This window comes from Streptomyces sp. NPDC029674, assembly GCF_044903205.1.
Classification (GTDB): domain Bacteria; phylum Actinomycetota; class Actinomycetes; order Streptomycetales; family Streptomycetaceae; genus Streptomyces.
Genome location: NZ_JBJDPY010000012.1, coordinates 139,277 through 159,528, shown reverse-complemented (window position 1 = coordinate 159,528; position 20,252 = coordinate 139,277). Strand labels below are relative to the sequence as shown.

Sequence of the window (20,252 nt, the reverse complement as noted above, 5' to 3'; positions counted from 1 at the left end):
TGTAGGACGGCGGGACGGGACACGCCACTCGCACCGCCTCAGGCCCACCAGAGCCGCACCCATCGCCCGGAACAGGACCTTCCGGACCTGCCGTACGCAAGGGGAGGGCCCAGTGCGATGATGGCCCGGCCATGACTGCCCCCCACCAGCGCAAGACGCGCGACGGAGCCGACCTCCGGCTGCTGAGGGCCGCGACGTTCGCCGCGGTCTGCGTCGTGCTGTCCGCCGGGGGCCATGTGCTCGCTTCCTGCGTCGCCGTCCCGCTGTGGACGCTGGCCGCGGGCTTCCTCGCCGTCCTCGCGGTCGCGCTGCCGCTCGCCGGGCGGGCCCGCTCGCTGCCCGGCATCGCCGCGCTGCTCGCGGCGGGACAGCTCGGTCTGCACGCCCTGTTCGGCCTCGGCCAGCACGGCACGGCCGCCGCGAGCGCCGCGAACGGTGACGCCTCCCTGGTGGAGCGGGCCGCGCGCCTGGTCTGCGGTGCGGGCGCCGCGACGATCACGCCCGCGCAGGCCCACCGGATCCTCACCACGGCCGGGCTCGGCCCCGGCGGCGCGGGCGCTTCCGGAGCGGGCCAGTCCGCCGGGCATCAGCACGGCCGGTCCGCCGCCGCGGCCGCGGACACCGCGCTGGACTCGGTCTCGGCGTCGGCGACCGGCATGCCGCACACCGGTGGCATGGGGTCGATGGGCGCCATGGCGCTCGTCCCGTCCTTGCCCATGCTCGTCGCGCACCTCCTCGCGGCCCTCGCGGCCGGCTGGCTGCTCCGCAGCGGCGACCTCGCGCTGCTCCGCCTCGTCCGGCTCGCCAACGGGGCACAGGGAGTCGCCGAAGGGGCGCTCGTACGTTCCCTGCGCTCGGCCCTCACTCTCGTCCGCGCCCTGCGGGCCGGCCTGCCCGGCGCGCCTGAGACGACCGGCCCGCGGCCTCCGCGCACCGCGCTGCTCGCGCCGCCGAAGCCGCGCACGGTCGCGCTCGAGGACGCAGTGATCAGGCGCGGGCCCCCGGCCGGGCGCCTCGACGTCGAACTCGCCGCCTGACGCGACACACTCCACACCGCAGTACGGAGAACACTCCTGACGCCGTACGGAGGGGTCGCTCGGCGCGCACGCGCGCGTGCCCGACGCGGCCGCGCTCACCCCTCGTACTGATCACCACTGACGAAAGTGGAGTGTTCCTGTCATGAAGCTGTCCCGTATCGCCGCCGTCGGCACCGTCGCCGCCTCCGCCGTGCTCGTCCTCTCGGTGCCCGCGTTCGCGCACGTCAGCGTCTCGCCGGAGGGCCAGGCCGCCAAGGGCGGGTACGCCACGGTCAACTTCAAGGTGCCGAACGAGATGGACGACGCCTCGACCAACAAGCTCGAGGTCTCCTTCCCGGCCGACCACCCGCTCGCCTCCGTGATGACGCAGCCCGTCCCGGGCTGGACCGCGAAGGTCACCAAGTCGAAGCTCGACAAGCCGCTGGAGATCCACGGCAAGAAGATCGACGAGGCCGTCTCCAAGGTCACCTGGACCGCCGACGGCAAGGGCATCCAGCCGGGCACCTTCCAGAAGTTCCCGGTCTCCATGGGCCAGCTGCCCGAGGACGCCGACGAACTCGTCTTCAAGGCGGTCCAGACGTACGACAACAAGGAAGTCGTGCGCTGGATCGAGCCGCAGCAGAAGGGCCAGGAGGAGCCGGAGCACCCGGCGCCCGCCCTCCCGCTGACCGCCGCCACCGACGGCCACGGCGGCGCGGCCGACACCGCGAAGGCGGACGACAAGTCGCACAAGACGGAGAGCGCGTCGTCCGACTCCGACAGCAGCGACACCACCGCCCGCGTCCTCGGCATCGTCGGCATCGTCGTCGGCGCGGCGGGTGTCGCGTTCGGCGTGCTCGCGGGCCGCCGTCGCGTCACCGGCTGAGCCGCCGGCCGAGCCACCCTCGGGGTGCGCCGCGGCGCACAGCCGCCCCGGCGCACCCCGGCCCCCTCACATCTGGGACATTTTCGTATGCGCACCAAGAGCTCCAAGAGCTACGCGAAGAGCACCGACAAGAAGGTCGCCGCCGCTGCCCTGCTGGCCGTGGCCGCCCTCACCCTGACCGCCTGCGGCGGCGGTGACGACAACAAGAAGCCGGTCGCCGAGGTCTCCGTGGAGAGCGACTCGGGCAAGGCCGCCACGGTCCTGGACAAGCCGTACGAGAAGCCGAACCTCGTCCTCACCGACACGCACGGCAAGAAGTACGACCTGCGCGAGGAGACCAAGGGCAAGCCGACGCTGCTCTACTTCGGCTACACCCACTGTCCGGACGTCTGCCCGCTGACAATGAACAACATCGCGGTCGCCAAGAAGGCTCTGCCCAAGGCCGATCAGGACAAGCTCAAGGTCGTCTTCGTGACCACCGACCCCGACCGCGACACCCCCGCCGAGCTCGGCAAGTGGCTCAAGGGAGTGGACGCCGAATTCGTCGGCCTCACGGGTGACTTCGACACCATCCAGGCCGGGGCCCGCCAGCTCGCCATCAACGTCGAGCCGTCCAAGAAGGACAAGAAGGGCAAGATCGTCTCGATGCACGGCACGCAGGTCTTCGCGTTCTCCCCGAAGACCGACGCGGGATACGTCCTGTACAGCGACAAGGCCACCGCGGCCGACTACACCAAGGACCTCCCCAAGATCCTCGAGGGGCAGAACCCGTGAACCACCGCACCACCCAGCACCGCACCACCCAGCACCGCGCCCTCGCCGCCGGGGCCATGGCACTGACCGCCGCGCTCGCCCTCGCGGGCTGCTCCGACGACTCGGGCTCCGGTTCCGGGGACGCCGCGAAGAAGCCCGAGCTGAAGGTCAGCGGGGCCTACGTCCCCGAGCCCACCATGGACGACATGGCGGCCGGCTTCTTCACGCTGACCAACAAGGGCAGCGCCGACAAGCTCACCTCCGCCACCAGCGACATCGCCGGCTCCGTCACGCTGCACAGCACCAAGGACGGCGCGATGAAGGAGGAGAAGTCCTTCGACGTGCCCGCGAACGGCGAGCTCACCTTCGCGAGCGGCGGCAACCACCTCATGCTCGAGAAGCTCAAGCGCAAGCCGAAGCAGGGCGAGAAGATCGCCATGACCCTGCACTTCCAGAAGTCGGACCCGATCACCGTCGAGGTTCCGGTCAAGGAAGCGACGTACAGCCCCAAGCAGCACAAGTCGCACTGAGGGACGGATCGTTGATGCAGACCATCGCTCCCCGCTCCGGGATCGTCTCCGGGGCCGGTACAGCTCCCCGCCTCTGGCGGCTCCTTCTGGTGCTTCTCGCCGCGACCGGCGTCTTCCTCGCCGGTGCCGCGCCCGCGTCCGCGCACGCCGCGCTGACCAGCAGCGACCCGAAGCAGGGAGCGGTGGTCGACAAGGCCCCCGAGCAGGTCGAGCTCACCTTCTCGGAGAAGGTCGCCATGTCGGACGGCTCCGTGCGGGTGCTCGACCCGTCCGGCAAGCGGGCCGACGCCGGGAAGACGTCGGACCTGGGCGGCAACACGTACGGCGTGAAGCTGCGCCCGGGCCTGCCCGACGGCACTTTCACCGTCGCCTACCAAGTGGTCTCCGCCGACAGCCACCCCGTCGCCGGCGCCTTCACCTTCTCCATCGGCGCGCCCTCCGACACCAAGGTCACGCTGCCCGACCAGGAGGCCGGCGGCGGCCTGGTGGGGCTGCTCTACGACATCGCGCGCTACTTCTCGTACGCCGGGTTCATCCTGCTCGTCGGCGGCGCCGCCTTCGTCCTGGGCTGCTGGCCGCGGGGTGCCGGAGTGCAGCCCGTGCAGCGGATCGTGACGGCCGGCTGGGTCTCGCTCGCCGCCTCCACCCTCCTCCTGCTGCTCCTGCGCGCCCCCTACACCGGCTCCGGAAAGCTCGCCGACGCCTTCGACATGGGCAAGCTCGGCGACGTCCTCAACACCAAGACGGGCGCCGCCCTGGTCTCCCGGCTGCTGCTCCTGGCCGCCGCCGCGCTGTTCGTCGCGGTCCTCTTCGGCGCGTACGAGAAGCGCGAGGACCCGAAGGAGAAGAAGGACCTCACCTTCGGGCTCGCCATCGGCGGCACCGTCGTCGCCATCGGCATCGCGGCGACCTGGGCGATGGCCGAGCACGCCTCGACCGGCATCCAGGCGGGCATCGCGATGCCCGTCGACGTGCTGCACCTGCTGGCCGTCGCCGCCTGGCTGGGCGGACTCGCGACGCTGCTCGTCGCGCTCTTCCGGACGTCCGCGGTGGACGCGTCGGCCGTGCGGCGGTTCTCGACCGTGGCGTTCACCAGCGTCGTCGTGCTGGCGGCGACCGGCACCTACCAGTCGTGGCGGCAGGTCGGCTCGTGGTCGGCGCTGACCGGCACGTCGTACGGGCAGCTGCTCCTCGTCAAGATCGGCCTGGTCGTCGTCCTGGTGGGCGTCGCCTCCGTCTCGCGGCGGTGGACCGGGCGGATCGCCGCCGAGGCGGGTGGCATGGCTCCGGAGAGCGCGGCCGCCGTGGTCGTCGAGCAGCGCGCGAAGCAGTCTTCGAAGCAGTCGGTGAAGCAGTCTTCCAAGCAGTCGGCGAAGGCCATTCAGAAGGAGCCGGTCACGGTACCGGCCTCCTCCGGGTCCTCCGCTGACGCGGCCGACGACCCCAAGCGCTCCGCCCAGCTGGCGCGCCAGCGGGCCGCCATGGACAGCGCCCGCGAGAAGCGCGTCCGCGACGCCGACCCGCACCGCTCGGGTCTGCGCCGTTCGGTGCTGACCGAGACCGGTATCGCCGTCGTCCTGCTGGCCGTGACGACGATCCTCACCACCACCGAGCCCGGCCGCACGGAGGAGGAGGCCGCCAACGCCACCTCCGCGGCAGCGGCACAGCGCTCGGGCCCGCTCAAGCTCAAGGTGCCCTTCGACACGGGCAGCGCCGACGGCAAGGGCACCGTGCAGCTGGACCTCGACCCGGGCCGCAGCGGCAGCAACACCCTGCACCTGTATGCGAAGCGGCCCAACGGCAGCGCCTTCGACGTCCCCGAGGTGAAGGTGTCCTTCACCCTCGAGTCGAAGGACGTAGGCCCGCTGCCCGTCGCCCCGGACCGCATCGCCACCGGACACTGGACCGCGACCGGCGTGCAGATCCCGATGGCAGGCAAGTGGAAGATCGCGGTGACGGTGCGGACCTCCGACATCGACCAGGTCACCGTGAAGAAGAACGCGCAGATCGGCTGAGTGGAACAACCATGGCGGACAACGGGATTTCCAGGCGGCGGCTGCTCGGCACCGCCGGCGCGACGGGCCTCGCGCTCGGCGCGGCGGGCGGCGCCGTCGGATACGCGGCGGCCCCGGGCGCCGCGGCGGACTCCGCCGGCGCGTCGCGGACGGAGCTCGCTTCCCTGGGCGCCGAACAGGTGATGTTTCACGGGAAACATCAGCCCGGCATCACCACACCCCTGCAGTCCCACGGCCACCTGATCGCCTTCGACCTGGCGGCGGGCGCGGGCCGCAAGGAGGCGGCTGCTCTGCTGCGCCGCTGGTCGGCGACGGCCGAGCGGCTGATGGCGGGCGAGCCGGCCGGCGACGCGGACACGGCGGTCGCCCGGGACGCGGGCCCGTCCTCGCTGTCCGTCACGTTCGGCTTCGGCGCCTCCTTCTTCTCCCGCACGGGCCTGGAGAAGCGGCGCCCGAGCGCCCTGGACCCGCTCCCCGACTTCTCCTCGGACCACCTCGACAAGGCGCGCGGCAACGGCGACCTGTGGGTGCAGATCGGCGCCAACGACTCACTCGTCGCCTTCCACGCGCTGCGTGCGATCCAGAAGGAGGCGGCCGGGACCGCGCGCGTGCGCTGGCAGATGAACGGCTTCAACCGCTCGCCGGGCGCCACGGCGCGGCCCATGACGACCCGCAACCTGATGGGTCAGGTCGACGGCACGAACAACCCCAAGCCGACGGAGAAAGACTTCGACGAACGGATCTTCGTGCCGGGCGACGGCGACCCTTCCTGGATGGCGGGCGGCTCCTACGTAGTCGTACGCCGCATCCGGATGCTCCTCGACGACTGGGAGAAGCTCGCCCTGAAGGAGCAGGAGGCGGTGATCGGCCGGCACAAGTCGGACGGCTCCCCGCTCACCGGCGGCACCGAGACGACCGAGCCGAAGCTCGACAGGACGGGCCCGGACGGCAAGGTCGTCATCCCGCTCGACGCCCACGCCCGCATCACCCGCCCCGACCAGAACGGCGGCGCCGCGATGCTGCGCCGCCCCTTCTCGTACCACGACGGCTTCGACGCCAAGGGCGAGCCCGACGCGGGGCTGCTCTTCGTCTGCTGGCAGGCCGACCCGATGCGCGGCTTCATCCCGGTGCAGCGCAAGCTCGACCGGGGCGACGCCCTGTCCCGGTTCATCCGGCACGAGGCGAGCGGCCTCTACGCGGTGCCGGGCGGGGCGGCGAAGGGCGAGTACGTGGGGCAGGGGCTGCTGGAGGGGTGACACGGGTCGCTTCGTGAGACACGTGAGCCGCGCCACGTCGGGCCCATTAGGGTGACGGTATGTCGGCGACGCGCTATACGTACCTTGGCCCCGAAGGCACCTTCACCGAGGCGGCTCTCCGCACGCTGCCCGAGGCGGCCGCCCGGGAGCTCGTCCCGATGGTCTCCGTGCCGGCCGCGCTGGACGCGGTCCGCGGCGGCGAGGCGGCGGCCGCGCTGGTGCCGATCGAGAACTCCGTCGAGGGCGGCGTCACCACCACCGTCGACGAGCTCGCCAAGGGCGAGCCGCTGATGATCTACCGCGAGGTCGTCCTGCCGATCGCCTTCGCGCTGCTCGTCCGCCCCGGCACGAAGCTCACGGACGTCAAGACCGTGACGGGCCATCCCGTGGCCCAGCCGCAGGTCCGCAACTGGCTGTCCGCGCACCTGCCGGACGCCGTGTGGGAGTCGGCGGCGTCGAACGCGGACGGTGCCCGGCTTGTGCAGGAAGGCCGTTTCGACGCGGCCTTCGCGGGCGAGTTCGCGGCGGCGACGTACGGCCTCGAACCGCTGGTCAGCGAGATCCACGACGCGGCGAACGCGGAGACCCGCTTCGTCCTTGTCGGCCGTCCGGCCCGGCCCGCGGCGCCGACGGGGGCCGACAAGACGTCCGTCGTCATCTGGCTGGGTGACGACCACCCCGGCGCCCTGCTCGAACTCCTCCAGGAGTTCGCCGTGCGCGGCGTCAACCTGATGCGCATCGAGTCCCGCCCGACGGGCCAGGGCATCGGCAACTACTGCTTCTCCGTGGACGCCGAGGGGCACATCACGGACCGCCGGGTCGGCGAGGCACTGATGGGGCTCAAGCGGATCTGCCCGCAGGTGCGCTTCCTCGGCTCGTATCCGCGTGCCGGGGTGTCGACGGAGGACGTCCGGGCGCTGCGGCCCGGCACGACGGACAGCGAGTTCATCGCGGCGTCGGACTGGCTGGCGCACTGCCAGGACGGCCGTTTCTAGCCGCCCCCTGTGGTTCGGGGCGCTCTGCCCGCGCGGTCCTACCTGCAGATTTACGTTGTCCACAGAAGTTATCCACAGGGTTGGGTCTCGACCTGGGGACAAGTCGACAACGAAGCACGACATGGTCGACAAATCGGCCCACAGCCCCCAAGTCCGTCCACAGAGGCACACGTCACCCCTCGTCCACTCTTTTCTATTGATCAACTCTTTGGAGCGAGGTATTTCCACTCGAAAGAGGGTGTGCGGGTGGTTTGGGAAGGGATTCCCCGGACGCGTGAGGGGCTTTCGAAACGGCCCGTTCCGACATCCACAGATCTTTCGCACACCCTGTGGATAACCACCCGGAGGCGCTGGTTCCTGTGGACAACCAGGGTGGACGGAAGGCCCAAGTCCCCCTTCACGCAAGGAGGTCGGGTCAAGGGCGCGGACACACTCTGCCCCCTTTCGGGGAATAGTGCCCTTTTTATTGACCGGGAGCCGTTGCGCTCGGACGGAGCTTTTCCGGCCGCTCCGAGCCAGTAATTCACATTCCGGCAAACCGGGCATAACGTACACAATGGAATATGGAGTCGTTGGCCGGAAGCACGCAACGGTAGCCTTGAGGGGTGATTGACCTTCGCCTGCTCCGTGAGGACCCCGACCGTGTTCGCGCCTCCCAGCGCGCCCGTGGAGAGGACGTCGCGCTCGTCGACGCCCTGCTCTCCGCCGACGAGCGTCGCAGGTCGTCCGGCCTCCGCTTCGACGAGCTCCGCTCCGAGCAGAAGGCGCTCGGCAAGCTGATCCCCAAGGCCGCGCCCGAGGAGAAGCAGGAGCTGCTGAAGAAGGCGGGCGAGCTCTCCGCCGCTGTCAAGGCCGCCGACGCCGCCCAGGACGAGGCCGACGAGGAGACCAAGCACCTCCTGCGGCAGCTGGGCAACCTCGTCCACCCGGACGTCCCGGTCGGCGGCGAGGAGGACTTCGTCGTCCTCGACACGATCGGCACCCCCCGCGACTTCGCGGCCGAGGGCTTCGAGCCGAAGGACCACCTGGAGCTCGGCGAGGCGCTCGGCGCCATCGACGTCGAGCGCGGCGCGAAGGTCTCCGGCTCGCGCTTCTACTACCTCACCGGTGTCGGCGCCCTGCTGGAGCTCGCCCTGGTGAACGCCGCGATCGCGCAGGCCACCGAGGCCGGGTTCATCCCGATGCTGACGCCCGCCCTGGTCCGCCCGCGCGCCATGGAGGGCACCGGCTTCCTCGGCCAGGCCGCGGAGAACGTGTACCACCTGGAGAAGGACGACTACTACCTGGTCGGCACCTCCGAGGTCGCGCTCGCCGGGTACCACATGGACGAGATCATCGACGCCGACAAGCTGCCCCTGCGGTACGCGGGCTTCTCGCCCTGCTTCCGCCGCGAGGCCGGCACGTACGGCAAGGACACCCGCGGCATCTTCCGCGTCCACCAGTTCGACAAGGTCGAGATGTTCTCGTACGTCGACCCGGACGACGCGGAGAACGAGCACAAGCGTCTCCTGGAGTGGGAGAAGCAGTGGCTGACCGGCCTCGGCCTGCCCTTCCAGGTGATCGACGTGGCGACGGGCGACCTCGGTGCCTCGGCCTCGCGCAAGTTCGACTGCGAGGCCTGGATCCCCACCCAGGGCAAGTACCGCGAGCTGACCTCCGCCTCGAACTGCGACGGCTTCCAGGCCCGCCGCCTGTCGGTGCGCATGCGTGACGGCAAGAAGATCCAGCCGCTCGCGACGCTGAACGGCACGTTGTGCGCCGTCCCGCGCACGATCGTGGCCCTCCTGGAGAACCACCAGCAGGCCGACGGTTCCGTGGTGGTACCCGAGATGCTCCGCCCGTACCTCGGGGGACGAGAGATCCTGGAGCCCGTCGCCAAGTGAGCCATCCTGCCCCGGTTACGCCCGCCTTCCCGTACAAGCTGGTCGCGACCGACCTCGACGGGACGCTGCTGCGCCCCGACGACACGGTTTCGGAGCGGACGCGCCAGGCGCTCACCGCGGCCACCGCGGCAGGCGCCGCGCACATCATCGTCACCGGCCGTGCGGTGCCCTGGACCCGCCACATCCTCGACGACCTCGGCTACGACGGTCTCGCGGTGTGCGGCCAGGGCGCGCAGGTCTACCACGCGGGAGAGCACCGGCTGCTCACCTCGGTGACGCTCGACCGGCAGCTCGCGGGTCTGGCGCTCGCCAAGATCGAGGCGGAGATCGGGCCGCTGGCCGTCGCGGCGAGCCGTGACGGCATCGACGGCGAGGTCCTGGTCGGTCCGGGGTACGTCGTCCAGGACGGCCCGCTCCCGGCCGTCCCCTTCACGGACGTCACCGACCTGTGGGCGGCCCCGCTGAACAAGCTCTACATCCAGCATCCCGGCCTGAGCGACGACGCGCTGACGGAGGTGGCCCGGAAGACGGCGGGGGACCTGGTGGGCGTGACCATGGCGGGCGAGGGCATCGTCGAACTGCTGCCCCTCGGTCTCTCCAAGGCCACCGGCCTCTCCCTGGCGGCCCGCCGGCTGGGCGCGAAGGCCGTGGACACGATCGCCTTCGGCGACATGCCCAACGACATCCCGATGTTCGCCTGGTCCGCCCACGGGGTGGCCATGGCCAACGCCCATGACGAGCTCAAGGCGGTGGCGGACGAGGTGACGACGTCGAACGAGGCGGACGGCATCGCGGTGGTGCTGGAGCGCCTCCTCGGCTGACCCCGGGGTGTGACCCCGGGGCGCGGTGCCTACTCCTCCCCGGCCAGCGTCAGCGACCTGAGCTTCTGTCCCGCGTACCAGGTGGCGAGCGCGGTGACCACGACCAGCAGGACCGTCGCGGCGGGCAGCCCGACGTCCGAGGTGATCAGGTCGCCCTCGCCGACCTTCTGGGCCACGGCGAGGGACCACTGCTGCACGCTGAGCGTGCGGGCCCCGGAGACCAGCGATCCGAAGAGGGCCTCCCACACCAGGGCGTAGACGAGGCCGAAGACCACGGCGTGCCGGGTGAGGGTGCCGAGCAGCAGGAAGATCGCCGCGTACGTGATGGAGGCGACCAGCGCCGCGATGGTGTAGGCGATGGCGATCTGCTGGCCGTTGCCGTTCAGGATCATCCCCGAGATGAAGGTGGGGATCGCGGAGAAGGCCATGGTCACGGCGATGGCGACGATCAGCTTGGTGAAGATGATCGTGGGGCGCTTGACCGGTTTGGACAGCAGATAGACGACCGATCCGTCGTCGATCTCCGGGCCGATGGCGCCCGTGCCCGCGATGACACCGATGATCGGCACCATCGTGGCGAGCGCGAAGCCGCCCAGGACGTCGACGGCCACCTGGTCGTCGGCGCCGCTGAAGCCGCGTACGGCCGCGGAGATGACGATCAGCAGGACGGGCAGGGCGAAGAGGATCAGGGCCCGGCGGCGGCCGAGCAGGGCCCGGTAGGTGAGCCGGGCGACTGTGGGGTTGTACACGATGGCTCCCTTCAGGCCGCGACGAGGTAGGAGAAGACCGACTCGAGGGACTCGTCCGAGGGCGAGACCGTCAGGAGCCGGATGCCGTGCTCGCGGGCGACCCGGGGCAGCAGCGTCGTGAACCGGCCGAAGTCGACCGCCTGAACGCGCAACGCGCCCTCCTTGAGGTCGACTTCGATGCCGGCCGTCGAGGGGTCGGCGATCAGCGCGGCGGCCAGCGCACGGTCGTCGCTGGAACGGATCAGATAGCGGTGGGGCCGGTCGGTCATCAGGCGGCGGATCCTGCGGAAGTCGCCGCTCGCCGCGTGCCGTCCGGCGACGATCACCTCGATGTGCGAGGCCAGTTGCTCGACCTCTTCGAGGATGTGCGAGGAGAACAGGACCGTGCGGCCCTGGTCCCCCATGGTCCGCAGGAGCTCCATCAGCTGCATGCGCTGGCGCGGGTCCATGCCGTTGAACGGCTCGTCGAGCAGCAGCACGGCCGGGTCGTGGACGAGGGCCGAGGCCATCTTCACGCGCTGGCGCATGCCCTTGGAGTACGTGGAGATCTTCCGGTCCTGCGCGTACTCCATCTCGACCGTGGCCAGCGCCTTCTTCGCGGCCCGCTCGTCCAGGCCGTGCAGTTCGGCGTTGGCGACGACGAATTCGCGGCCCGTGAGGAAGTCGTACATGGCCTCACGCTCGGGGACGATGCCGATGTCCCGGTAGATCTCTTCGTTGCGCCAGATCGGCTTGGCGTCGAGGGTGACGCTGCCGGTGGAGGGGGCGAGGAAGCCGCCCATCATGTTGATGAGGGTCGACTTGCCCGCGCCGTTCGGACCGAGGAGCCCCGTGACTCCCGGGCCGATGTTCATGGTGATGTCGTTGACCGCCACCACGTTCCCGAACCAGCGGGAGGTGTGGTCGATGTTGATCGTGCTCACAGCCCGACCTTTCGGTAGCGGCGCATCAGGGCGCCGTAGCAGCCCGCGATGAGGCCGAGGACGACGACTACGTAGACGACGCCGACGCCGGACGAGGGGCCATTCCCTCCGGGGAAGGAGGACGTCGCGCCGAGGAAGGCGGTCTGGACGCCGTCGATGAGCGTGATCGGCGAGAAGAGCCCGAGCCAGGCGATGGCGTCGGTGCTGCCCTGTTCGTGGGCGATCGCCTGGACGGTGGAGACCGCTCCGTAGGTGATGGTCAGGACGGCGATGACGGCGGCGATGCCGAAGCCGCGGCGGGGTGTGATCGCCGAGATGACGAGCGCGATGCCGGAGAAGAGCAGGGAGAGCAGCGCCAGGGAGACGAGCCCCTGGGCGAATCCCTCGGTCTGGTCGGCGAAGTCGAGCTTGGCGAGCAGCGCCCCTACGTAGAGCACGAGGAGGGGGGCCGCCGTGAGGACGAAGAGGGCCGAGGTCATAGCGGCGAACTTCGCCACTACGTAGTCCCCGCGCTCGATGGGCCGTGAGAAGTAGAGCGGCACGGTCTTGAAGCGCAGGTCCCGGGACACGGTCTGCGGGGCCTGGGCGGCCAGGAAGAGGCTGATGACGGCCTGCAGCACGATCGCGTAGCGCGTGTAGTCGAGGGGGAGGTCCTTGGCCTTGGTGGCCACGGCGACCGCCACCATGATCGCCGCGGGCAGGCACATCACCGCGAAGAGGATCATCGGCAGGACCTTGGACTTGGCGGAGCGTCCGAGGCCGTACGCGCCGCGCAGGCTCTGGGAGAAGAGCGAGCGGCGGGCGTAGGCACGGCCGAGGCGCGGGCCGTCGTAGTTCCGGTAGCCGATGTCGTGGATCCGGGTGGACTCGGGGGTCCGGGCGGGATCGGGGACGCGGGTGGACTCAGTGCTCATCGCGCCGGCCTCCTGTCTGCTGTGCGGCCGCGGTGACGGGCTCCGGCCGGGACGCGTCCTGGTCCTTGAAGACCTCCGCGATGTGGTGCCTGCGCTGCTCCATCCGGACCAGGCCGAGGCCGAGGTCGGCGACGAGGTCGCGCACGACGTCGTACGTCTCCTCGCCCTCCGCGGTGAGCAGGATCGTGTGTCCCGCGCCGGGCAGTTCGCCGCCGGCCTCGGTGGCTATGTCGCGGGCCCGCAGCGCGTCGCGCAACGCCCGGGTGCCGTCGGGGTGCTGGTCGGAGTCCGTGACCTCAACGGCGAGTGTCGTGGTGGTCTGGGTGAAGTCGGTGGTGGAGCTGGACCGCAGGAGCTTGCCGCCGTCGATGACGACGACGTGGTCGCAGGTGCGCTCCAACTCGCCGAGCAGGTGCGACGTCACCAGGACCGAGATGCCGAAGTCGGTGTGGACGCGGCGGATCAGGGCGAGCATCTCGTCGCGTCCGACCGGGTCGAGGCCGTTCGTCGGCTCGTCCAGGAAGACCAGGTCCGGGTCGTGGACGAGGGCCTGGGCGAGCTTCACGCGCTGCTTCATGCCGGTCGAGTAGCCGCCCATGGGGCGGTACCGCTCTTCGTAGAGCCCGACGTGGCGCAGGGTGTCCGCGGTGCGCTCGCGGGCCGCGGTGGGCGGGAGACCCGACGTGCGCGCCATGTGGACGACGAACTCGGTGGCCGAGACGTCGGGCGGCAGACAGTCGTGCTCCGGCATGTACCCGACGCGCTCGCGGATCTCACCGCCCCGGGTGGCGACGTCGAGGCCGAGCACGGCGGCCCGGCCCTCCGTGGCGGGGGACAGACCCAGCAGGATCTTGATCAGTGTGGACTTGCCGGCTCCATTGGCTCCGACGAGTCCGGTCACACCGGGCCCGATGTCCATGGAGAGCCGGTCAAGCGCGGTCACCCTCGGGAACCGCTTGCTCAGGCTTTCGGTCGCGATCACAGTCACGTTTCGACGGTAGTGGCGCAGACCACACCGCCGCGTCAGACCACGGGCTTGCCCTGCCCTCACTCTGGAGTATTACGGGCCCGTAAGGGTCGTCCGGAAGTCGACCCCTGGGGGTTCTTCCGGACCTGTCCCGGAGGGTCGGGCAGAACTATTGACGTAGCCGCCGGGCATTGTCACATTCATCAGTGTCAAGTTACGACCGCGTACGGCGATGGACCGGACACGGATGGACCGGACTCGGGACGGACGGTGGCATGACCTCAGCGGTGGCAGGTGAACTCTCCGCGGAACTGCGGGGGTTCAGAGAAGTGCAGACCCTCGCGTATGCGTGCGCGGAGGCGGTCGCGGCACAGCTGAAGCCGGGTGTGACGGAGCGCGAGGCCGCGCGGATGCAGCGCGAGTGGCTGCGTGAGCGGGGTGTGCGGGACTGGTTCCACCTGCCGTTCGCCTGGTTCGGGGACCGCACGGCGTTCGTGAACTTCCGGGTGCCGCTGCAGTTCTTCCCCTCCAACCGCAGGCTGGAGCCGGGGATGCCCTTCATCCTCGACATGGCTCCCGTGTACAAGGGGTTCACGGCCGACATCGGCTATTCGGGCTGCCTCGGTCTCAACCCCGTGCACGACAAGCTCCTCGCCGATCTGGAGGCGCACCGCGAGCTGATCCTGCGCGAGGTGCGCGAGCGCCGCCCGCTGCGGGAGATCTACGAGAGCGTGGATCGGCTCATGGTCCGCCAGGGCTATGCCAACCGCCATCGCGCCTATCCCTTCGGCGTCATCGCGCACAAGGTCGACCGGGTCAAGGAGCGCCGGCTGTCCCCGCACGTCTTCGGGTTCGGCACGCAGGCGCTGAAGGGCCTGGCGAGCGACGCCCTGCGCGGCCACCGGGACGGCTGGTCTCCCCTGTGGTCCCCCTACAAATTCTCCGACCACCCGCCCCGGAAGGGGCTCTGGGCGGTCGAACCGCACCTCGGTTTCAGGGGTACGGGCGCGAAGTTCGAGGAGATCCTGGTCGTCACCGACTCCAAGGACCCCGAGCAGAGCGCGTTCTGGCTGGACGACGACCTGCCGCATGTGCGGCGCTGGGCTGAGGAGAGGGCCGCCGCATGACGACCGGAGACATCGCCAAGGGCACCGGCAAGAGCCTGCGGGACGCGCGCGAGCGCTGGGTGCGCACGGGCGGAGTGGAGCTGTGCGTCGCCGAGCTCGGCGACCCCGACCGGCCCACGGTCCTGCTGGTGCACGGCTATCCGGACTCCAAGGAGGTGTGGTCCGAGGTCGCCGAGCGCCTCGCGGACCGCTTTCACGTCGTGCTGTACGACGTCCGGGGACACGGCAGGTCGACCGCGCCGCGGCCGCTGCGCGGCGGTTTCACCCTGGAGAAGCTGACCGACGACTTCGTGGCGGTCATCGACGCGGTCAGCCCGGACAAGCCGGTGCACGTGGTCGGGCACGACTGGGGCTCCGTCCAGTCCTGGGAGTTCGTCACGGTCAAGCGGACGGAGGGCCGCATCGCGTCCTTCACGTCGATGTCGGGCCCGTCGCTCGACCACTTCGGCCACTGGATCAAGAACCGCATGTCCAGGCCCACACCCCGCAAGGTCGGCCAGCTGCTCGGCCAGGGCGCCAAGTCCTGGTACGTGTACATGCTGCACACCCCCGCGCTCCCCGAGCTCGCCTGGCGCGGCCCGCTCGGCAAGCAGTGGCCGAAGATCCTCCAGCGCGTCGAGAAGATCCCGGCGGGCGACTATCCGACGTCGTCGCTGCCCCAGGACGCAGCGCACGGCGCCTGGCTTTACCGCGACAACATCCGCGCGAGGCTGCGCAGGCCCCGCCCCGACGCGTACGCGCACGCGCCCGTGCAGCTCATCACGCCCTCCGAGGACGCCTTCCTCTCCGAGCGGCTCTACGACGACCTGGAGCTGTGGGCCCCGCAGCTGGTCCGCCACACCCTGTCGGCCAAGCACTGGATCCCCCGCACCCGGCCCGACCAACTGTCGGCCTGGATCAGCGAGTTCGTCACGGCGAACGAGGACGGCCTGCCCGCCAGGGGCAGCGCCGCCACCGGAAAGTACGCCGACCGGTTCGGCGGCCGGCTCGTCCTGGTCACCGGCGCGGGCAGCGGCATAGGGCGGGCCACCGCCTTCGCGTTCGCCGAGGCGGGCGCGCGCGTGGTGGCCGTCGACCGGGACGCGGAGAGCGCGGCCCGCACGGCGGAGATGTCCCGCCTGATAGGCGCCCCGGACGCCTGGGGCGAGACGGTCGACGTCTCCGACGAGCAGTCCATGGAGAAGCTCGCCGAGCGGGTCGCCACGGAGTACGGCGTGGTGGACGTCCTGGTGAACAACGCCGGTATAGGCCTCGCCGGCTCCTTCCTGGACACCACCAGCGAGGACTGGAAGAAGGTCCTCGACGTCAATCTGTGGGGTGTCATCCACGGCTGTCGGCTCTTCGGCAAGCAGATGGCCGAGCGCGGCCAGGGCGGCCACATCGTCAACACCTCCTCCGCGGCGGCGTACCAGCCCTCCCGGGCCCTGCCCGCCTACAGCACGTCCAAGGCGGCGGTCCTGATGCTCAGCGAGTGCCTGCGCGCGGAGCTCGCGGGCCAGGGCATCGGCGTCTCCGCGATCTGCCCGGGCTTCGTGAATACGAACATCACGTCGACGTCCCGTTTCGTCGGCGTAGGGGCAGACGAGGAGAAGCGCCGCCAGAAGAGGTCCGCCCGGCTGTACGGCCTGCGCAACTACCCGCCGGAGAAGGTCGCCGACGCGGTCCTGCACGCCGTCGTCAAGAACCAGGCGGTGGTCCCGGTCACCGCCGAGGCCCGCGGCGCCCGCTTCATGTCCCGCTTGAGCCCCAAGGCCCTCCGTGCGATCGCCCGGCTGGAACCGCCGTTGTGAGCACGGAGGAGCACTACACGATCGTTCCGCGCCGGGTCTCGTTCGACTGGGATGCGACACCGCTGCACTGGATACCGGACGAGCCGACGGCCACCCACGTCATCAACGTCCTGCATCTGCTCCTTCCCGCGGGGGAGCGGTGGTTCGTGAAGGTCTTCAAGGAAGGCCTGCCCCTGATCACCGACCCGGTGCTGCGGAGCGACGTCAAGGGGTTCATGGGCCAGGAGGCCACGCACAGCGTGCAGCACGCGCAGGTGCTCGACCACTTGGCGGCGCAGCACCTCGACACCGCCGCCTTCACCCGGTACGTCGACTTCCTCTTCGAGAAACTCCTCGGTGAGAAGCCTCCGTTGGGCGTTCCGGTGCCGACGCAGGAGTGGCTGCGCTTCCGGCTGTCGATCGTCGCCGCGATCGAGCAGTTCACGGCGGTCCTGGGGAACTGGGTCCTGCACGCGGAGGGCCTCGACCGCGCCGGGGCCGACGAGGTGATGCTCGACCTGCTGCGCTGGCACGGCGCGGAGGAGGTCGAGCACCGGGCTGTCGCCTTCGACATGTTCCAGCACTGCGGCGGCCGGGGCCTTCCCCGGTACGGCCGCCGGATGGCGGGCATGACGGTCACGGCCCCTGTGATGCTCTACCTGTGGATATGGGGCACGGCCTATCTGATCCGGCACGACCCGCGGCTCGCGGGCCGGGTGCGGTACTCACTCGCCGAGCACAACAGGGCGGTCCGCAAGGGCCTGCTGCCCACCTGGCGCGAGATCGGCACTGCCATACCCCGCTACCTGCGGCGGTCGTACCATCCCTCGCAGGAAGGCTCGTTGCGCAAGGCAGTCGAGTATCTGGCGCAGTCGCCCGCGGCACGGGCGGCGGCGGGCGCGATCGGCCGGTCGGCCACCGCCTAGGGCGTGTCTGCACCGCCCTGGCAAGAGTCATCACGGAGGACGGGCAGCGTGGAGTACCGCATCGAGGACCTGGCGCACCACAGCGGCGCGACCGTCCGCACGATCCGCGCCTATCAGGACCGGGGGCTGCTGCCCCGCCCGGAGCGGCGCGGCCGGTCCAACGTGTACGGGGACGCGCATCTGGCACGGCTGCGGCAGATCGCGGACCTGCTCGACCGCGGATACACCCTGGCCTCCATCAAGGAGCTCCTGGAGGCCTGGGACGCGGGCAGAGGGCTCGGCGGGGTCCTTGGTCTCGCCGCGGAGGTCGACGGCCCGTGGACGGACGAGAAGGCCGACCGGATCACCCGCGCGGAGCTCGACGCGGCCTTCGGCGGCACTTCGGACGAGGCGGCGGTGGCGGACGCGGTCGCCCTCGGCGTGCTCGAACCGATGCCGGGGCGGGAGGACGAGTTCCTGGTACCCAGTCCTCAAGAGCTCGCCGTAGCGGTGGAATTGCACGCGGCGGGCGTGCCGCTGTCCGCGATTTCGGGCCATTTGCGGGAGTTGCGGGGGCAGGTCGAGCACATAGCCTCCCGTTTCCTGGAGTTCACGACGGAGCACGTGTTCGCCCGCTATCTCGGACAGCAACCGCCGACCGAGGCGGACGCCGCCGAGGCAGCGGCCCTCGTACGCAGACTCAGACCGCTCGCGCAGCAGTCGGTCGACGCCGAACTGGCGCGAGCGATGCGCCTGTTCGCCACCCGGCACCTTCGCCAGCACCTCGAAGCGGGCGAGCCACCGCGGCGAGCGGACGAGACGGAGTACGTGGCGATGCCCGGGACCACAATGCTGGCTGTTCGGGCCCTGGTTGGCGTGGAGAACGCGGCGGCGTTCATTGCGGCGGCCGCTGAAAGGGAAGTGCAGGCAAGGACATTGGACGCTCTTACCGCAAGCCCGTTGCAAGGTGGGCAAGTTGGGCAAATGCCGCCTGTCGCCTAGGAGTTGTCCACAGAAAAGTCAACTGGCCTGTGGATAACCCGACTTGGCTGTGGATCAAACCTTCGGGTGTAAATCCGTCGATGAAAAGCTGGTGGACAAAAATCAAGTGCGCGGAGAAGTGATCACCGAGACGCTGGAGGCATGAAAGAAAGACCACCCGCAGCGGGCGAACAGCGCACCGTGAAGGTGTCCAAGTACCTGTCGAAGCACCTGCGCCACAGCCCCGACCGGATAGGACTCGTCCTCGACGCGAACGGCTGGGTGGAGATCGACACGCTCCTCGCCGCGGCCGCCGCCCACCGCTTCCCCATCACCCGGGCCGAGCTCGACCACGTGGTGGCCGTCAACGACAAGCAGCGCTTCGCCGTCGAGGACGGCCGGATCCGCGCCAGCCAGGGCCACTCCGTCGACGTCGACCTCGCGCTGCCGCCGGCGACCCCGCCCGCGTACCTCTACCACGGCACCGTGGCCGCCCACCTGGACGCGATCCGCGCCGAAGGGCTGCGCCCCATGAACCGGCATGCCGTGCATCTGTCACGCGACCGCGAGACGGCGACGCGCGTCGGCGCGCGCCGCGGCCGCCCCGTCGTCCTCTCCGTCGACGCGGGCGCGATGCACCGCGACGGTCACGTCTTCCAGGTCAGCGCCAACGGCGTCTGGCTCACGTCCGCCGTCCCGCCCGGCTTTCTGCGCTTCCCCGGCCGGCGCTGAGCAGGCCGCGCGGAGGCGGTCAGCTCAGCTGGCGTACGGCCTCGGTGGCGATCTGCTCGAAGACGGCCTGGTCCGCGGCGAAGTCGGAGCCGGGGATCGGCCAGTGGATCGCGAGCTCGGTGAAGCCCAGCTCCTGGTGGCGGCCGGCGAAGTCCACGAAGGCGTCGAGGGATTCCAGCGGGCGGCCGCGGTCCGGGGTGAAGCCGGTCAGCAGGATCTTGTCCAGCTCGGCCACGTCCCGGCCGATGTCCGCGCAGGCCTTGCCGAGCTTGTCGACCTGGTTCCGGATCGCCTCGCGGGACTGCTCGGGCGTTCCCGACTCGAAGAGCTTCGGGTCCCCCGTGGTCACCCACGCCTGCCCGTGCCGGGCCGCGAGCTTCAGACCGCGCGGGCCGGTGGCCGCGACGGCGAAGGGCAGCCTCGGCCGCTGCGCGCAGCCGGGGATGTTGCGGGCCTCCAGCGCCGAGTAGAAGGTCCCCTCGTACGTCACCGAGTCCTCGGTCAGCAGCCGGTCGAGGAGCGGCACGAACTCCCCGAACCTGTCGGCGCGCTCGCGCGGCGTCCACGGCTCCTCGTCGCTCTTCAGCAGCGTCGTGGCATCGAAGCCGTTGCCGCCCGCGCCGATGCCGAGGGTGATGCGGCCGCCGGAGATGTCGTCGAGCGAGATGAGCTCCTTGGCGAGGGTCACCGGGTGCCGGAAGTTGGGCGACGTGACGAGCGTGCCCAGGCGCAGCCGCTCGGTGGCCGTCGCGGCGGCCGTCAGCGTGGGCACCGCGCCGAACCACGGACCGTCACGGAAGGTGCGCCAGGCCAGGTGGTCGTACGTGTACGCGGTGTGGAAGCCCAGTTCCTCCGCGCGCCGCCACTGGTCGCGACCGCCCTCCTGCCAGCGGCGTACGGGAAGAATCACGGTGCTCAGGCGCAGACTCATGCCTCAGAGCTTACGGCGAGGCGGACGGGGCGGGCCGCGCGCGTGAGCGGACGCTCCACCGCACGGGCTCCACCGCGAGTACCACTCAAATGTGCGCCC

The 20,252-nt window shown here is 70.5% G+C and carries 19 protein-coding genes; 14 read left to right on the top strand and 5 right to left on the bottom strand.

Annotation, left to right across the window (positions count from 1 at the left end; all coding sequences use genetic code 11):
- The first annotated feature begins 131 nt into the window (after window positions 1-131).
- The 9 genes from ACI2L3_RS27310 to ACI2L3_RS27270 all read left to right on the top strand — a co-directional run bounded on the left by ACI2L3_RS27310 (window position 132) and on the right by ACI2L3_RS27270 (window position 10,155).
- Complete coding sequence (locus ACI2L3_RS27310) at window positions 132-1,037, top strand: hypothetical protein (protein ID WP_404755028.1); 906 nt, start codon at window positions 132-134, stop codon at window positions 1,035-1,037.
- Window positions 1,038-1,179: 142 nt separating this feature from the next.
- On the top strand, window positions 1,180-1,902 hold the full coding sequence (locus tag ACI2L3_RS27305) for a YcnI family protein (RefSeq protein WP_404755027.1): 723 nt from the start codon (window positions 1,180-1,182) through the stop codon (window positions 1,900-1,902).
- Window positions 1,903-1,989: 87 nt separating this feature from the next.
- Window positions 1,990-2,676 carry an SCO family protein gene (locus tag ACI2L3_RS27300; protein WP_404755026.1) on the top strand — a complete coding sequence of 229 codons (687 nt, stop codon included), beginning with the start codon at window positions 1,990-1,992 and terminating at the stop codon, window positions 2,674-2,676.
- Window positions 2,677-2,732: 56 nt separating this feature from the next.
- A complete protein-coding gene (locus ACI2L3_RS27295) occupies window positions 2,733-3,185 on the top strand; it encodes a copper chaperone PCu(A)C (protein ID WP_404755152.1) in 453 nt (150 codons plus the stop codon).
- Between the two features lie 14 nt (window positions 3,186-3,199).
- Window positions 3,200-5,200 (top strand): copper resistance CopC/CopD family protein, encoded by a 2,001-nt coding sequence (locus ACI2L3_RS27290; protein ID WP_404755025.1) that lies wholly within the window; start codon window positions 3,200-3,202, stop codon window positions 5,198-5,200.
- 11 nt (window positions 5,201-5,211) lie between these two features.
- Complete coding sequence (gene efeB, locus ACI2L3_RS27285) at window positions 5,212-6,456, top strand: iron uptake transporter deferrochelatase/peroxidase subunit (RefSeq protein ID WP_404755024.1); 1,245 nt, start codon at window positions 5,212-5,214, stop codon at window positions 6,454-6,456.
- A gap of 59 nt (window positions 6,457-6,515) precedes the next feature.
- On the top strand, window positions 6,516-7,451 hold the full coding sequence (pheA, locus tag ACI2L3_RS27280; protein WP_404755023.1) for a prephenate dehydratase: 936 nt from the start codon (window positions 6,516-6,518) through the stop codon (window positions 7,449-7,451).
- 605 nt (window positions 7,452-8,056) lie between these two features.
- Window positions 8,057-9,334 carry a serine--tRNA ligase gene (serS, locus tag ACI2L3_RS27275; RefSeq protein ID WP_404755022.1) on the top strand — a complete coding sequence of 426 codons (1,278 nt, stop codon included), beginning with the start codon at window positions 8,057-8,059 and terminating at the stop codon, window positions 9,332-9,334.
- Window positions 9,331-10,155, top strand: coding sequence for an HAD family hydrolase (locus ACI2L3_RS27270; protein ID WP_404755021.1), 825 nt, complete (start codon window positions 9,331-9,333; stop codon window positions 10,153-10,155). Before serS ends, ACI2L3_RS27270 begins: the two co-directional genes overlap by 4 nt.
- A gap of 29 nt (window positions 10,156-10,184) precedes the next feature.
- On the opposite strand, the gene ACI2L3_RS27265 is transcribed toward ACI2L3_RS27270, so the two are convergent.
- The 4 genes from ACI2L3_RS27265 to ACI2L3_RS27250 are packed head-to-tail and all read right to left on the bottom strand — an operon-like array spanning window position 10,185 to window position 13,723.
- Entirely contained in the window at window positions 10,185-10,904 is a 720-nt protein-coding gene (locus ACI2L3_RS27265; protein WP_404755020.1) for an ABC transporter permease, read from the bottom strand.
- Window positions 10,905-10,915: 11 nt separating this feature from the next.
- Window positions 10,916-11,827: an ABC transporter ATP-binding protein gene (locus tag ACI2L3_RS27260; protein ID WP_404755019.1), complete on the bottom strand. Its 912-nt coding sequence runs from the start codon at window positions 11,825-11,827 to the stop codon at window positions 10,916-10,918.
- Window positions 11,824-12,741 carry an ABC transporter permease gene (locus ACI2L3_RS27255; protein ID WP_404755018.1) on the bottom strand — a complete coding sequence of 306 codons (918 nt, stop codon included), beginning with the start codon at window positions 12,739-12,741 and terminating at the stop codon, window positions 11,824-11,826. Before ACI2L3_RS27255 ends, ACI2L3_RS27260 begins: the two co-directional genes overlap by 4 nt.
- Window positions 12,731-13,723 (bottom strand): ABC transporter ATP-binding protein, encoded by a 993-nt coding sequence (locus ACI2L3_RS27250; RefSeq protein WP_404755151.1) that lies wholly within the window; start codon window positions 13,721-13,723, stop codon window positions 12,731-12,733. Before ACI2L3_RS27250 ends, ACI2L3_RS27255 begins: the two co-directional genes overlap by 11 nt.
- Window positions 13,724-13,983: 260 nt before the next feature.
- Here ACI2L3_RS27250 and ACI2L3_RS27245 point away from each other — a divergent pair, with 260 nt between their 5' ends.
- The 5 genes from ACI2L3_RS27245 to ACI2L3_RS27225 all read left to right on the top strand — a co-directional run bounded on the left by ACI2L3_RS27245 (window position 13,984) and on the right by ACI2L3_RS27225 (window position 19,222).
- Window positions 13,984-14,835, top strand: coding sequence for a M24 family metallopeptidase (locus ACI2L3_RS27245; protein WP_404755017.1), 852 nt, complete (start codon window positions 13,984-13,986; stop codon window positions 14,833-14,835).
- A complete protein-coding gene (locus tag ACI2L3_RS27240) occupies window positions 14,832-16,625 on the top strand; it encodes an SDR family oxidoreductase (protein ID WP_404755016.1) in 1,794 nt (597 codons plus the stop codon). The genes ACI2L3_RS27245 and ACI2L3_RS27240 overlap by 4 nt, the downstream gene beginning before the upstream one ends.
- Window positions 16,622-17,530 carry a metal-dependent hydrolase gene (locus tag ACI2L3_RS27235; RefSeq protein ID WP_404755015.1) on the top strand — a complete coding sequence of 303 codons (909 nt, stop codon included), beginning with the start codon at window positions 16,622-16,624 and terminating at the stop codon, window positions 17,528-17,530. Before ACI2L3_RS27240 ends, ACI2L3_RS27235 begins: the two co-directional genes overlap by 4 nt.
- Window positions 17,531-17,578: 48 nt before the next feature.
- Window positions 17,579-18,511 carry a MerR family transcriptional regulator gene (locus ACI2L3_RS27230; protein WP_404755014.1) on the top strand — a complete coding sequence of 311 codons (933 nt, stop codon included), beginning with the start codon at window positions 17,579-17,581 and terminating at the stop codon, window positions 18,509-18,511.
- A 141-nt stretch (window positions 18,512-18,652) separates the two neighbouring features.
- Entirely contained in the window at window positions 18,653-19,222 is a 570-nt protein-coding gene (locus ACI2L3_RS27225) for an RNA 2'-phosphotransferase (RefSeq protein WP_404755013.1), read from the top strand.
- Between the two features lie 19 nt (window positions 19,223-19,241).
- Here ACI2L3_RS27225 and ACI2L3_RS27220 read toward each other — a convergent pair whose 3' ends face one another.
- Window positions 19,242-20,153, bottom strand: a complete 912-nt coding sequence (locus tag ACI2L3_RS27220; RefSeq protein WP_404755012.1) for an LLM class flavin-dependent oxidoreductase — start codon at window positions 20,151-20,153, stop codon at window positions 19,242-19,244.
- Window positions 20,154-20,252 lie beyond the last annotated feature (99 nt).

Coding starts and splice junctions, on each gene's coding strand:
- ACI2L3_RS27310 (WP_404755028.1), top strand. CDS start 132: ATGACTGCCCCCCACCAGCGCAAGACGCGCGACGGAGCCGACCTCCGG.
- ACI2L3_RS27305 (WP_404755027.1), top strand. CDS start 1,180: ATGAAGCTGTCCCGTATCGCCGCCGTCGGCACCGTCGCCGCCTCCGCC.
- ACI2L3_RS27300 (WP_404755026.1), top strand. CDS start 1,990: ATGCGCACCAAGAGCTCCAAGAGCTACGCGAAGAGCACCGACAAGAAG.
- ACI2L3_RS27295 (WP_404755152.1), top strand. CDS start 2,733: ATGGCACTGACCGCCGCGCTCGCCCTCGCGGGCTGCTCCGACGACTCG.
- ACI2L3_RS27290 (WP_404755025.1), top strand. CDS start 3,200: ATGCAGACCATCGCTCCCCGCTCCGGGATCGTCTCCGGGGCCGGTACA.
- efeB (WP_404755024.1), top strand. CDS start 5,212: ATGGCGGACAACGGGATTTCCAGGCGGCGGCTGCTCGGCACCGCCGGC.
- pheA (WP_404755023.1), top strand. CDS start 6,516: ATGTCGGCGACGCGCTATACGTACCTTGGCCCCGAAGGCACCTTCACC.
- ACI2L3_RS27255 (WP_404755018.1), bottom strand. CDS start 12,741: ATGAGCACTGAGTCCACCCGCGTCCCCGATCCCGCCCGGACCCCCGAG.
- ACI2L3_RS27245 (WP_404755017.1), top strand. CDS start 13,984: ATGACCTCAGCGGTGGCAGGTGAACTCTCCGCGGAACTGCGGGGGTTC.
- ACI2L3_RS27240 (WP_404755016.1), top strand. CDS start 14,832: ATGACGACCGGAGACATCGCCAAGGGCACCGGCAAGAGCCTGCGGGAC.
- ACI2L3_RS27225 (WP_404755013.1), top strand. CDS start 18,653: ATGAAAGAAAGACCACCCGCAGCGGGCGAACAGCGCACCGTGAAGGTG.
- ACI2L3_RS27220 (WP_404755012.1), bottom strand. CDS start 20,153: ATGAGTCTGCGCCTGAGCACCGTGATTCTTCCCGTACGCCGCTGGCAG.